The 13,403-nt window shown below is 37.5% G+C and carries 11 protein-coding genes; 7 read left to right on the forward strand and 4 right to left on the reverse strand.

The annotated features are described in order from the left end of the window. Positions 1-222 precede the first annotated feature (222 nt). The 3 genes from dnaN to AC13EX_RS13585 all read left to right on the forward strand — a co-directional run bounded on the left by dnaN (position 223) and on the right by AC13EX_RS13585 (position 3,521). Positions 223-1,347 (forward strand): DNA polymerase III subunit beta, encoded by a 1,125-nt coding sequence (dnaN, locus tag AC13EX_RS13575; protein ID WP_048640511.1) that lies wholly within the window; start codon positions 223-225, stop codon positions 1,345-1,347. Positions 1,348-1,570: 223 nt separating this feature from the next. Next, positions 1,571-2,134: a type 1 glutamine amidotransferase domain-containing protein gene (locus tag AC13EX_RS13580; RefSeq protein ID WP_482893095.1), complete on the forward strand. Its 564-nt coding sequence runs from the start codon at positions 1,571-1,573 to the stop codon at positions 2,132-2,134. Beyond that, entirely contained in the window at positions 2,112-3,521 is a 1,410-nt protein-coding gene (locus AC13EX_RS13585; protein ID WP_482893096.1) for a peptidoglycan DD-metalloendopeptidase family protein, read from the forward strand. Before AC13EX_RS13580 ends, AC13EX_RS13585 begins: the two co-directional genes overlap by 23 nt. A gap of 68 nt (positions 3,522-3,589) precedes the next feature. On the opposite strand, the gene AC13EX_RS13590 is transcribed toward AC13EX_RS13585, so the two are convergent. The 4 genes from AC13EX_RS13590 to AC13EX_RS13605 all read right to left on the reverse strand — a co-directional run bounded on the left by AC13EX_RS13590 (position 3,590) and on the right by AC13EX_RS13605 (position 7,092). Beyond that, positions 3,590-4,249, reverse strand: coding sequence for a hypothetical protein (locus AC13EX_RS13590; protein ID WP_482893097.1), 660 nt, complete (start codon positions 4,247-4,249; stop codon positions 3,590-3,592). Between the two features lie 73 nt (positions 4,250-4,322). Further along, entirely contained in the window at positions 4,323-5,450 is a 1,128-nt protein-coding gene (gene dprA / locus AC13EX_RS13595; protein WP_482893098.1) for a DNA-processing protein DprA, read from the reverse strand. Then, positions 5,431-5,784, reverse strand: coding sequence for a MerR family transcriptional regulator (locus AC13EX_RS13600; RefSeq protein WP_482893099.1), 354 nt, complete (start codon positions 5,782-5,784; stop codon positions 5,431-5,433). The genes dprA and AC13EX_RS13600 overlap by 20 nt, the downstream gene beginning before the upstream one ends. A gap of 330 nt (positions 5,785-6,114) precedes the next feature. Beyond that, on the reverse strand, positions 6,115-7,092 hold the full coding sequence (locus tag AC13EX_RS13605) for a M23 family metallopeptidase (RefSeq protein WP_048640505.1): 978 nt from the start codon (positions 7,090-7,092) through the stop codon (positions 6,115-6,117). A 155-nt stretch (positions 7,093-7,247) separates the two neighbouring features. Between AC13EX_RS13605 and alaS the strand changes: the two genes are divergently transcribed. The 4 genes from alaS to AC13EX_RS13625 all read left to right on the forward strand — a co-directional run bounded on the left by alaS (position 7,248) and on the right by AC13EX_RS13625 (position 13,392). Then, on the forward strand, positions 7,248-9,884 hold the full coding sequence (alaS, locus tag AC13EX_RS13610) for an alanine--tRNA ligase (RefSeq protein ID WP_482893100.1): 2,637 nt from the start codon (positions 7,248-7,250) through the stop codon (positions 9,882-9,884). 71 nt (positions 9,885-9,955) lie between these two features. Continuing rightward, positions 9,956-11,440: an Asp-tRNA(Asn)/Glu-tRNA(Gln) amidotransferase subunit GatB gene (gene gatB, locus AC13EX_RS13615; RefSeq protein ID WP_482893101.1), complete on the forward strand. Its 1,485-nt coding sequence runs from the start codon at positions 9,956-9,958 to the stop codon at positions 11,438-11,440. 4 nt (positions 11,441-11,444) lie between these two features. Next, positions 11,445-12,563 carry a redoxin domain-containing protein gene (locus tag AC13EX_RS13620; RefSeq protein WP_482893102.1) on the forward strand — a complete coding sequence of 373 codons (1,119 nt, stop codon included), beginning with the start codon at positions 11,445-11,447 and terminating at the stop codon, positions 12,561-12,563. 361 nt (positions 12,564-12,924) lie between these two features. After that, positions 12,925-13,392: a hypothetical protein gene (locus AC13EX_RS13625; protein ID WP_048640501.1), complete on the forward strand. Its 468-nt coding sequence runs from the start codon at positions 12,925-12,927 to the stop codon at positions 13,390-13,392. Positions 13,393-13,403: the final 11 nt, after the last annotated feature.

The raw sequence follows: 13,403 nt of genomic DNA on the forward strand, positions 1-13,403 counted from the left end.
CCATTATTGGAAAATCATATTAATTTTATCCTATCAAATCAAAACCTAATGAGGGCATTTATAATTTTATTTATAACTTTACCCTGTTAAATCCATCGAAATTAAAATTTGTGTCTCATTTGGTTAAAAGCAATGACTAAAAACGCTAAATTTGGCTTTACGGAATTGTATCGTGGATTCTACGATAATTTTTAATGTGACTGAATTAAAAAAACCATACATATGAAATTTATTGTTTCTTCTTCCTCACTTTTGAAGCATCTCTCCGCAATAAATGGGGTGGTAACAACCAATCCTGTTGTGCCTATCTTAGAGAACTTTCTTTTTGAAATATTGGACAGCAAGCTTACGGTTACAGCTTCTGATTTGCAAACATCCATGATGACAGAAATTGAGGTGGAGGCAAAAGAAGACGGCAATATTGCAGTCCCTGCAAAAATATTGATCGAAACACTTAAAAACCTTCCTGAACAACCAGTAACCTTTAGTATTGACAAGGAAACCTATAGTGTGGAAATCAGTTCCGACAATGGACGTTATAAATTGGCAGGAGAAAATGCAACGGACTTTCCTCGAATTCCTAGTGTTACCAATGCCTCTACAGTAGAAATGTCAACAGATGTTTTGAGTAGTGCGATTGCTAATACCATTTTTGCTACAAGTAATGATGAGTTAAGACCTGCTATGACAGGGGTGTTTATCAATCTAAGTAGTACCAATACTACATTTGTTGCCACTGACGGACATCGATTGATTCGATATAGAAGAGTGGATATAGCCTCCCCTGAAGCTACAAGCATTATCGTGCCAAGGAAAGCTCTCAACCTATTGAAATCAACACTACCTACTGAAAATGTACCAGTAAGTGTTGAATTTAACACCAGTAACGCCTACTTTAAGTTCAATAATATCAAGATGATCTGTAGGTTAATCGATGAGCGTTTCCCAGATTATGAAAATGTAATTCCTGCGGACAATAACAACGATATGGTGATCAACAGACAGGAGTTTTTAGGCTCCCTAAAGAGGATTGCTATCTACGCCAATAAAACCACACACCAGGTTAGATTGAAGCTTACAGGTAGTGAATTACAGATATCAGCTGAAGATTTGGACTTCTCAAACGAGGCCAATGAAAGATTGTCATGTGAACACGAAGGTGAAGACATCGAAATCGGATTCAACGCTAAATTTCTGGTAGAAATGCTAAATAATATTTCAGCTAAAGAGGTGACATTGAAGTTTAGTGCACCAAACAGAGCGGGTTTGATTCTTCCTTCAGATTTAAATGAGAACGAAGATATTCTGATGCTAGTTATGCCAGTGATGCTAAGCAATTACGTATAAGAATTTCATCGCTAAAGTTATAGTAAGCCCGGTTTTAACCGGGCTTTTTTTTTTTGCCATTTTTTTTTAATCACTACAAAATAGGGGGATTTCCAAGCAATAAACTTGAATTTCGAATTCTTGGTCAATACTAATAAGTAAAATTTTTACCACTTTGTGGAGTTTAGCATGGAATTTGAACTTTTTCATTAAAATTTAGTGTAAAATCAAACCAACTATTATTATGAGTAACTTATCAGGTAAAAAAATAGCTTTAATTACAGAGAATGGATTTGAAGAAGTAGAGTTTACCTCTCCTAAAAAAGCTTTGGAAGATCAAGGCGCCACAGTGGAAGTGATTTCTCCAAATTCAGGGAGCGTCAAATCCTGGAATGATGGTGACTGGGGAAGTGATTTTAAAGTAGACAAAACAGTTAATGAAGCCAATTCGGATGATTACCACGCCGTTTTAATTCCTGGTGGAGTAATTAATCCAGACAAATTACGCAGGAATAAAGAAGCTGTTCAGTTTATTAAGGATTTTTTTGCCAAAGGTAAACCAGTCGCTTCAATTTGTCATGGACCACAGGTGTTGATAGAGACAGGTGCATTGGCTGGAAGAAAAATGACTTCTTTTCCGTCGATTAAACAAGACCTAATCAATGCAGGTGCAGAATGGTACGATCAAGAATGTGTTTGCGATCAAGCATTGGTTACTTCCAGATCCCCAGAAGATCTTGAGGCTTTCAATAAGAAAATAATTGAAGAAATAAGGGAAGGTAAGCATGAAGGTCAAAAAACACTTTAATTCATTATTTACCTTAATAAAGTCAATAACAGGTTGGAACTTATCTTCCAACTTGTTATTGACTTTTTTTTATTTTGAGGATGTGAGAATTATTAAAATATTTTGTTTCACACTTTTTATTTTCAGCCTCAGTTCTTGTCATACTGAGAAACTTTTTAATAATCAGAATCCATATGAATCCTATGTAAATGCTTTGGATAAGGCTGGTCTGCAAGATTATTCATTGGCCAAGACTTGGATTAAAAATGGTAAAGTACCTATAGATTTTAAATTAAGCACTCAAGAAATCCCTCATTCTGAGATGACCTATTTTGATCCTGGGAAAGCTGAGGCTTTATTTTGGCAGTACAAAGTAGAAGAAGGTAGTCAGGTAAATATCAATGCCCAAATGCTCAGTGATACTACATCCATATACTTTCTAGATGTGTTCAGGAAGACGAGTAATGGTTATACTCAAATTCATTTTTCTAATGATCACCGAAGTTTGGCTTATACCGTAAAGGAAGATGGTGAGCATCTTCTCAGAGTGCAGCCTGAGTTGCTAGAAGGAGGAATGGTTGTTGTAAATATTGATGTCTCCGGTTCCATTGCTTTTCCGATTTCGGAAATGCATTCAGGTCAAATTGCTAGTTTTTGGGGAGATGCCAGAGCTGGCGGATCAAGGCGACATGAAGGTGTAGATGTATTTGCCAAAAGAGGAATACCAGTATTAGCAGTAGCACCAGGAAGAGTAAGTAAAGCAGGCCAAAACCGACTTGGAGGAAATGTGGTCTGGCTTAATACTGGACGCTATAATTATTATTATGCCCATCTTGATAGTCAGCTTGTTCAGTCCGGTCAAAGAGTTAAACTGGGAGATACTTTGGGTACTGTGGGAAATACAGGCAACGCCAGAACCACCTCTCCACATTTGCATTTTGGAGTCTACTCGCGAGGAAGAGGTGCGAAAAATCCTTTACCTTTCTTACAGTCTCTAGAAAAAAGTAATCCAATTGTAGCCTCTGACAGTGTGTTATTGAAAGAACAAGGTGTGTTTTTAGCTAAGAGCGGGAATTTACGTGCCTCTCCAAACCTTAGTTCTAAGGTTATTTCTAGTTATCCCAATGAAACCTTATTTGATGTTTTAGGTAAAAGTGGGGATTGGTTTAGAATTAAGTTGCCAGATCATACCATTGGTTATGGCCATAGATCAATTCTCAACCTTTCTGAAAATAACCTCGGGGAAATTGAAGTGAAATCTTCTGACTTGGTGTTCGATAGTTGGAATAGATCAGTTTCACTTCCAACCACCTATTTTGTGGGCAATGCAGAAGTACTAGGTTACTTTAAAAACATGTTGCATGTCCGGTTAAAAACTGGGCCTGAAATATGGTTACTAGCAAGGTAATTTAAAATTACCTGTATTTTCACCGCTATTTCAGGCCTGTGAGTTTAATATTAATCAATGGAAATGCTCTATTTCTTTACTACTTTAACATTTGTAAACCAAATGATCTTTTCTCCATTTTGCATTCGGTGATCAAGGGCTATTTTGATTCCACCGAAATCTTTTTCATTCTCCCAAGTAAATGCCCTACCTTCCGCGGCATTTCCTTTTCTGAAAACCCATTCTTTGATAATTTTATTTTCGTCTACATAAACATCATAGGCATCACCCGGAGTATAACCATCTTCATTATTGTACAACACAGTGAGTTTAGTGCTAGGAGTGCCGTTGATTGGCGAGGTTTGGTCTTCCGTTATTTCAGTTGTGAACCCCTTGTCCCAAGCCAATTGAAATGGATACAATAGCCAATACTTGTCATTTATGAACTTATGGTCAATGTCTTTAATTTGATCCGTTTTTTCAGAAAGAAGATAAGTGGCACTAGTGTCAGCATCGGAATAAGAGACTTCACCTTTAACAAGGTCCCACTTCCAATCTCTAACCATTACTGTTACGCTGTCTCTCCTTACATTCCAAGTGTAGGAGATAGATTGGACATCTTCCAATTGATCGAAGCCATAAGCATGCGCGATTTGCATAGGTAGATCATCGGTAGCTGCTTTTTTTTCAGTTTCACAACTTAGGAGTAAAAGCAAAGAGAACAATATTGGGGAAAGGGTCCTTTTCATTTTTTTAAGTTTTGGTTGGTTTATTCTAATATAATCAAAAAACACCATTTACTGTAATAGGACATTCTTTTTATTATTTTTTCTGAAGCCATTGGTACTTTTTCCCTGGATAAGCCTTGATAAAGCCAAGAAATTCCAAGTTGAGCAATTTGACAGCAAGAGTGCTGATAGGTAATTTTAAATCGTGACTAAGCCAATTTACTTCTACTTCCTTTTTGTCAAATATTCTTTCCATGATTTTGGCCTCAAGTGGATCGAGTAAAGATAGGTCGGGTAAAACTTGCTTGGTTGAAGACTGCGCAGCATCCATGTCCCATGATAGAGAATCAACAATTTCTCTGGAGTTCATATAAATACCGGCTTTCATGTTTCTAATCAGGTCATTACACCCTTCGCTGAATTTTGACTGCAGGTTCCCAGGGACCGCAAATACTTCACGGTTATAGCTATATGCGATCTCTGCTGTAATTAAAGCACCTCCTTTTTTTGCAGCTTCGACCACTACAAGGGCATCCGACATTCCTGCAATAATGCGATTTCTTTGCGGGAAATTACCGGGGTTCATCTCAGTTCCAAGCTTATACTCACTAAGTAAGCCACCGTTCTCCATCATTTGTTCAGCCGTTTTTTTGTGGGTGGAGGGGTAGATGGTGTTTAGGTCGGAGCCCAAAACACCTATGGTAGGCAGTTCTCTGGAAATAGCTGCCCTATGCGCTTCTACATCAATTCCATAGGCCAAACCACTGATAATTGTAGGTTGGAACCTTGACAACTCCTCTATTATTTGTTGGGTGATGTTTTTACCATAATCTGTAGCCTTCCTTGTGCCTACTATCCCGATAGTTCTTTTGGGGTTGAGGGTTAATTCCCCCTTGCTATAAAGTACCGGTGGGCCGTCTGGAAGTGATTTTAATCGAGTTGGGTAATTCTCCTCCATAAAACAATGAATTTGAATTTTATGTTGGACTGCTGTATCGATCAGCGCTTCTGCTTCAGATAGGTACTTTGCTTTTTGATTTCTGTATGCAAGTAATTTTGGCCCGACTCCCTGAATCCTTTCCAGTTTACCTCGGGGCATATTAAAAAAAGCTTCTGCGGAACCGCAGTTTCTGATGATTTTTTTGTAAATATTAGGTCCTAGCTTAGGGATCAGGCCTAATGCTACTTTGTATAGGAGTTCATTATTCGGCTGCTTGTTCATTCAGATTATTTTTGATTTCTGTCAAAAAACCTCTGATTTCATGTAGTCGTTGGATCATTGCTGCTTTATCCTGGACCTTATGCATGTCCCTTTTGATGATTTCTTGGGCACCTGTGAGCGTATAACCTTTCTCTTTCACCAAATGAAAAATTAACCGAATCTTCTCAATATCGTCTATGGTAAATCTACGGTTTCCTTTTTTGTCTTTTTTGGGCTTAATGATATCGAATTCTCCTTCCCAATACCTAATTAGTGAAGTGGCCACCTTAAATTTTTCAGCTACTTCCCCGATGGAATAATACTTTTTTTCGATATCTTTTTCTTTGTATGGCAATTTTCAGGTATTTTTTAATCAAAAATATAAAAATTATCCCTTATATAGAAAACAAATGTTGCTATTAATTGATAAAACCGATCAAATTGGATTTTATTCAATAAAAAGCCCTTTCCTGCAATTATAGAGGAAAGGGCTTTTGTTATTTTTAACCCGAAATATGCAATAGACATTCTATTACGTACTGAAATTGCTTTAAAATCAGCCACTTCGTTGCTGTTTTCAATTTCACCATAGCGGTGCTATGCTAAAATCTCCAAACAGTCTGATTTTCTTGCGATTGCAACACTCATTACATATTCTATTACATAACTCGGGTTTAAATTTCGCTTAAGAAAGAGATTGATTTTCTCTTGAAGCCAGTTCCAAAATTTTATCAAATTCGGTAGGTTCTAGATCTTTAAAGAAGTAATTGACCGGATTTACATATTTACCATCTTTGTGCACTTCATAATGTACGTGGGGAGCTGTGGATGAACCTGTGTTACCTACAGTACCTATCTTATCCCCCCTTTTAACTTTGTCTCCGGTCTTGACATTGAAATCATTCATATGTGCATACCTTGTTTTAAAGCCAAATCCATGGTCTATTTGTATAGATTTTCCATAGCCTCCAAACTCCGTCCTGACACTTTCTACCACACCATCACCTGTAGAATAGATAGGCGTACCTTTTGGGGCTGAGAAATCAATTCCCGTATGCATTTTTTTCACCTTAAGAATAGGGTGTAATCGAATGCCGTAACCAGAAGCAAGCCTCTTTAATTCTTCATTGTGTATAGGTTGAATGGCAGGGATGGAAGCCCAATATTCCTCTTTGTTAAGTGCTGTTTCAGACAATTCATTGTAGGATTCCCACTGAATAAAAAGTTGTTTTTTAAGGGTTTCTACTTTATTGGCAACAGATATAATCATTTTGCCTTGGTTGAGACCTTTTTCTTTTATGTCTTTAAATCTATCAGAGCCACCATAGCCGGCATTTCTGACTGAACTCGGAATGGGCTCGGATTCGAAAATAACACGATAAAGGTTGTCATCTCTTTCCTGAAGATCCGCCATCATGGTGTTCAGTTGAGCTACTTCCTTCTCAAGAAGTTCATAATAGAGATTAAGCTCCCTGTTTTCTCTTTTCAAGATCAATTCTTTTGGACTGTCAAAATAATAGTGGAAAACAATAAGTATACCGACTGCCAGAATTGAAGAAAGGGATAGAAATCCTAAAACATTCAATGTTACATCCCATTTGCTCTTAACATACCTTTCGTATTTACAGGTTTTGGGATCGTAATAATATTTTATTCTACTCATTTAACAAATAGTACGTTAAAACTTCTAATTTTGTAATCCGAAAAAACCCAGGAGATTAAGCTACTTTGTAGGGAAGTAGATAGTTGGGAGTTTGGTTACAAAGATAATTCAAAAACTTTAAATATTCCAAGTAATTCATTCTAAGGTAAATAAACATGAATTCCAAACAAATAAGAAGCCATTTCATTGATTTTTTTCAATCTAAAGCGCATCAGTTTGTTCCATCTGCACCAATAGTTGTGAAAAATGATCCCACATTGATGTTTACCAATGCTGGAATGAACCAATTTAAGGATTATTTTTTAGGCAATGAAACCCCGGATCATATTCGGGTTACTAACAGTCAAAAGTGCCTAAGAGTTTCAGGGAAGCACAATGACTTGGAAGAAGTAGGTGTGGATACCTACCATCATACCATGTTTGAAATGATGGGCAATTGGTCGTTTGGAGATTATTTTAAAAAGGAAGCGATCAACTGGGCATGGGAGTTACTTACAGAAGTTTATCAATTGCCAAAAGATAGATTGTACATCACTGTTTTTGGTGGCGATAAAGAGGACCAATTAGATAAAGATACAGAAGCTTTTGATTATTGGACAGAGTTGGTAGATAAGGAAAGTATTCTTTTTTGTTCAAAAAAAGACAATTTCTGGGAAATGGGCGAAACAGGACCATGTGGGCCCTGCTCTGAGATACATTTCGATATGCGTTCTCTTGAGGAAATCCAAAAAATCCCAGGTAGAGAATTGGTCAATGAGGACCATCCTCAAGTAATAGAAATATGGAATTTGGTTTTTATGCAATACAACCGGTTTGCAGATGGCCATTTAAAAGAACTACCTGCAAAGCATGTAGATACTGGATTGGGATTGGAAAGGCTGGTGAGGGTAATCCAACAGAAGTCTTCCAATTATGATACGGATCTATTTGAGCCATTTATTGCTAAAATGGAAAGTATATCTGGTTACAAATATGGAGCAGCGGAAAAAACCGATATAGCATTTCGTGTAATTGTTGATCATATCAGGGCTATTTCATTTACCATTGCCGATGGGCAATTGCCTTCCAATAATAAGGCTGGCTATGTCATTAGGCGAATACTTAGAAGAGCGGTTCGTTATGGATACACCTTTTTGGATCTCAAAACACCATTCTTATACCAATTGGTACCGGTATTGTCAGAGAAATTCGGTGAGTTTTTCCCAGAAGTAAAAATGCAGGAAGACTTTATTGTAAAAGTGATTCAGGAAGAGGAGTTGGCCTTTTTGAGGACTTTGGATAAAGGATTGAAGAACCTTGAGAGCATTCAGAAATCTCTTGAAAGCAAAAATGAAAACACCATTCCTGGTGAAGTTGCTTTTGAATTGTATGATACCTATGGTTTTCCTTTAGACCTTACCTCTCTAATCGCAAGAGAGAATGGGCTTAGCGTAGACGAAAATGGCTTTACATTGGCCATGAAAGCGCAAAAAGACAGGTCTAGGTCTGCCTCCAAACTTGAAACAGGTGACTGGATTACAGTCAATGATGAAGAGAGTTCAGTATTCATAGGCTATGATGCTTTAAATGCAACTGCTCAAATCATTAAATACAGGAAAATTAAAGATAAAAATAAAGATAGATTCCAGTTGGTCTTGACTCAAACACCTTTTTACGCCGAAAGTGGCGGGCAGGTAGGTGATACTGGAATCCTTTCGAACGATGAAGAAAGCATTGTGGTCGTTGATACCACAAAAGAGAATGACCTAATTGTTCATTGGGTGGAGGCATTGCCTGAAAATCCTGAGGCAGATTTTACCTGCCTCGTAGATGCCAAAAAGCGTGGTTTGATTAAAAGTAATCATACAGCCACTCACCTTTTACAGTCCGCTTTGAAGCAGGTACTGGGAACGCATGTGCAACAAAAAGGATCCTTGGTTAATGAGAAAATATTAAGATTTGATTTCTCTCATTTTGCAAAATTGACAGCAGAGGAAATCCTTCAGGTAGAAGACATCGTAAATGCCAAAATCAGAGAAAATATCTCACTGGATGAGAAAAGAAATGTCCCAATAGATATGGCTAAAGCAATGGGAGCAACAGCTCTTTTTGGGGAGAAGTACGGAGAGCAAGTTCGGGTGATTACTTTTGATCCTAGCTATAGTGTGGAATTGTGTGGAGGAACGCACGTGAATGCCACAGGGGAAATAGGAATGTTCAAAATTATTTCTGAAAGTTCTATCTCAGCAGGTGTTCGGAGAATAGAGGCGGTAACAGCTTCGGGAGCTCAGGAGTATGTCAGACGGCAGTTTGAATTATTGGAAAATGTTCAGGAAACACTCAAACATCCTAGAGATCTCGTTGGTGCAATTGAAGGATTAATACATGAAAGAGCTGCTTTAAGGAAAGAAATTGAGACTTTGAACCTAAAAGCCACCGAAGAAATTAAAGAAATGTTAAAAAGTGAGGTAAAATCCTTCAACGGTTACCACTTAATATTAGGATTGATTAAATTGCCTAATGCTGAGGCCCTCAAAAAGCTTTCTTTTGAATTGAAAAATGAAATTGATAACCTGGTGGCAGTATTAGCAGCAGATATAAATGGTAAACCACAATTAGCAATTGTGGTAAGCGATTTGCTTGTAAAAGAGAAAGGTCTCCATGCTGGTAAAATGGTAAAAGAATTAGCCAGGGAGATCAAAGGTGGAGGCGGAGGTCAGCCTTTTTATGCGACAGCAGGAGGTAAAGATTCCTCAGGACTGCCTGTGGCTTTAGAAAAAGCTGAAATATTGCTTGAACAAGCCTTGAAATAATTTAGCGTATTTCAATTTTTGTCTAAGACTAAGTCTGGACAATTTGGAACGATAACTGTAATAATTTAAAGATGATTGAAGAGAAGTCCACTACCTTAATGGCAGAAAACCTCAAAGATAAGTACGAGATGGTGATAGGATTGGAAGTCCACGCACAATTGCTTACTAAAAGTAAGATGTACACCTCTGATGCCAATAGCTATGGGAAAATGCCTAACACCAATATATCGGTGATTACATTGGGGCACCCAGGCACCTTACCAAAAGTAAATAGAAAAGCAGTGGAGTATGCTGTGAAAATGGGACTGGCTTGTAATTCTTCCATTACAAGGAGGAATGTATTTGCCCGTAAGAATTATTTTTACCCAGATTTGCCAAAAGGATATCAACTGACACAGGATAAAAATCCTATTTGTGTAGGTGGCTTTGTTCCTATTACTTTAAGTAGTGGGGAGAAAAAAAATGTAGCATTAACCAGAATCCATATGGAAGAAGATGCAGGTAAATCCATGCACCTTGCTGGGGAGGTGGATACACTTGTAGACTTCAATAGGGCTGGTGTGCCATTGATCGAGATTGTTACAGAACCTGACATGCGCTCTTCTGAAGAAGCTTATAACCTTTTGTCAGAAATAAAGAAATTGGTTGTCTATCTTGATGTTTGTGATGGAAACATGGAAGAAGGTTCTTTAAGATGTGACGCCAATGTGTCTGTTAGACTTAATGGTGAAACCGAGTTGGGGAAAAAAGTGGAAGTGAAAAACATGAACTCCTTTAGAAACGTTGCAAGGGCCATTGAGCATGAATATAACAGGCAAATAGGGCTACTTGAAAAAGGAGTGGAGATCATTTCAGAAACAAGAACATTTGATGCGACGACCGGATTAACGGCAAGCATGAGGACTAAGGAAGACCTTAATGATTATAGGTACTTTCCTGAGCCTGATTTAAGCCCTGTGGTGATCTCTGAAGAATGGTTGTCTTCCATTAAAGCCGAACTTCCGGTTCTTCCACGCGAATTGTTTGATAAATTCGTTAATACTTACGGACTTCCTGAATACGATGCTGGCGTGTTAACGGATCAAAAGGAAATAGCCCTGTGGTTTGAATCTTTATGTAGCCATACAAATAATTTTAAAGCGGCATCCAACTGGATGATGGGCCCGATTAAATCTTATTTGAATGAATTGACGTTAAAGATTGAGGACTTCCCTTTAAAGGAATCACAAATCGCTGCATTAATAGCCTTGATTGATGATGGGAAAGTAAGCTTTACAGTGGCTACCCAAAAAATATACCCTCAGTTAATCAGTAATCCTGAGAAAACCCCACTTGAGATCGCTCAAGAATTGAATTTAATTCAGGACAGTGATGAGGATTCTATTAAGTCCGTGATACAAGAGGTATTGATTCAAAACGCGGCTAAAGTACAGGAATACAAGTCTGGTAAAAAAGGACTTATGGGTATGTTTATGGGGCAAGTTATGAAAAAGTCCCAAGGTAAGGCAGACCCAAAAGTTGCTAATAAAATTTTAACAGAGTTATTGGATAATTAATTTTATGAGATTCTTAACCAAAAGTATATTTTCAGTAGGATTGGCGGGCATTTTGCTTGCGGCATGTGGAGAAGAAAAGAAAGAAGTCTTTGATGGAAAAGTGACCATCTCTGGTAAATTGGAAAATGTACCGGAGGGAGATGTGATCTTATCCAAGTACGATGTAGACAAGATTTCAGTCCTTGACACAATTGTCATAGGCAAAGGAGGTTCTTTTGATTATGAGATCAACGTAGATCAGCCAAATTTTTATGATTTGGATTTATTCGGAGAAAGAACAATCCGTTTGGCTTTATTTGATGAAGATGTAAAAGTTAAATATAATTTCGAAACGGAAAAACTTGATGTTTCTGGTTCTAAGGACAGTCAGTTGCTTTTTGAAATAGACGAGTTAGCCCTCAAATATCAGGAAGAAACAAACGCCATGAATTCCGCTTTTTACGAAGCCATGTCTGAGAAAAATCAGGATAAAGTTCAGGAAATTCGTGAGCAGTATACTGATATGGGAATAAACCATGCCGACAAAGTGAAGTCTGTTATTCAGGAGTCTAAAGGAAGTTTTGCTGCCTTGGCAGGAATAGGAATGTTGGACCCTGGAACAGATTTTAATTTTATAGACAGCGTTGTGCTTGCATTGGGAGACAAATATCCGGAAATGAAATTAATCAGTACCTGGAAGCAGGAACTAAATGAAATGAGAGCGCTTTCTGTAGGGCAGCCAGCTCCTGAAATTTCACTTCCTAATCCTGATGGAAAGGTGGTAAACCTTTCTGATTTAAGAGGGAAATATGTGATGATAGATTTTTGGGCAGGATGGTGTAAACCTTGTAGGGATGAAAATCCAAATGTGGTAAGACTTTATAATAAATACAAAGACCATGGCTTTGAGGTATATGGTGTTTCTCTAGATAGAACCCGAGATATGTGGACAAAAGCCATAGCTGAGGACGGTTTGACCTGGACCCAGGTTTCTGATCTCAAGTATTTTAATTCAGAGGCCGCAGCCAAGTATCAGATCAATGCCATACCAGCTACTTACATGGTAGATCCTGAAGGAAATATCATGGCAAAGGATTTAAGAGGCAAATCTTTGGAAAGAAAGCTGGCTGAAATATTCGATTAAATAGAGAAATTACCGTTAAAAAAAACTTTCTTAAAATTCGATATATAATGATATATTAGCATTTTATATGATTATGCGGTCAATTTCCCAACAATTGTGCGTTTTAAAAAAATATTACCTATAATTGAGAAGGTTTAATTGTAATAATCGAGATCGTTAATTTTAACTAATTTAAATACAAATCAACTTTAGTGCCGTTCATTGCTTAAATTGTGCAGATTAAAAAAATCTAATTATTTTTAAAAAACACTTAAAACAATCATCTACAACAACGTAAAAGCTTAGGGGTTATGAGATGATGTAATATTAATTTCAACCTCGGATAAGGTCTTTACACTTAACTAAAAACCATTCAATTCTTATGAAAAAAAGGAACCTAAAATTTCCCTTGACACGGTCATTGACTGTTATGCTATTTGTTTTGTTAGCTATGGGAGCTTGTAAGAGCAAGAAAAAAGTGGTCGAGGCTCCACCAGCACCAGTGCCAGTGGAAGAGCCAGCCCCTCAACCAAAACCAGCCCCTCAACCTTCTGCTGAAGAAGTTGCTGTTGGTAAATTGGAAAATTACTTCAATGCAGTTGCGAATGCTTCTAATGTACAAAGTGCCAATAATACAATAAGAGAAGCGTTGGGAATGTTTTCTAACCAAAACACACCAGTTTTAATTGTAATTCATGAAGAATCTGGAAGAAAAGATTACGATGAACCAACGACCATCGAAAGGTACCTTAACTATCTTAAAGACACCAAGAAAAATCTGAACTTTATCAGCGATATCAGAATGGATGGATCCGGAAAAGTTACCGAATTAGAATTAAGAAGAAGATAATTTAAAAAACT

The organism is Cyclobacterium sp. L-R (assembly GCF_056859355.1).

What these genes read in the sequence shown, in the direction of transcription:
- AC13EX_RS13580 (WP_482893095.1), top strand. Translation starts at nt 1,571, where the DNA reads ATGAGTAACTTATCAGGTAAAAAAATAGCTTTAATTACAGAGAATGGA.
- AC13EX_RS13625 (WP_048640501.1), top strand. Translation starts at nt 12,925, where the DNA reads ATGAAAAAAAGGAACCTAAAATTTCCCTTGACACGGTCATTGACTGTT.
- dprA (WP_482893098.1), bottom strand. Translation starts at nt 5,450, where the DNA reads ATGAACAAGCAGCCGAATAATGAACTCCTATACAAAGTAGCATTAGGC.
- AC13EX_RS13605 (WP_048640505.1), bottom strand. Translation starts at nt 7,092, where the DNA reads ATGAGTAGAATAAAATATTATTACGATCCCAAAACCTGTAAATACGAA.
- dnaN (WP_048640511.1), top strand. Translation starts at nt 223, where the DNA reads ATGAAATTTATTGTTTCTTCTTCCTCACTTTTGAAGCATCTCTCCGCA.
- gatB (WP_482893101.1), top strand. Translation starts at nt 9,956, where the DNA reads ATGATTGAAGAGAAGTCCACTACCTTAATGGCAGAAAACCTCAAAGAT.
- alaS (WP_482893100.1), top strand. Translation starts at nt 7,248, where the DNA reads ATGAATTCCAAACAAATAAGAAGCCATTTCATTGATTTTTTTCAATCT.
- AC13EX_RS13620 (WP_482893102.1), top strand. Translation starts at nt 11,445, where the DNA reads ATGAGATTCTTAACCAAAAGTATATTTTCAGTAGGATTGGCGGGCATT.
- AC13EX_RS13590 (WP_482893097.1), bottom strand. Translation starts at nt 4,249, where the DNA reads ATGAAAAGGACCCTTTCCCCAATATTGTTCTCTTTGCTTTTACTCCTA.
- AC13EX_RS13585 (WP_482893096.1), top strand. Translation starts at nt 2,112, where the DNA reads ATGAAGGTCAAAAAACACTTTAATTCATTATTTACCTTAATAAAGTCA.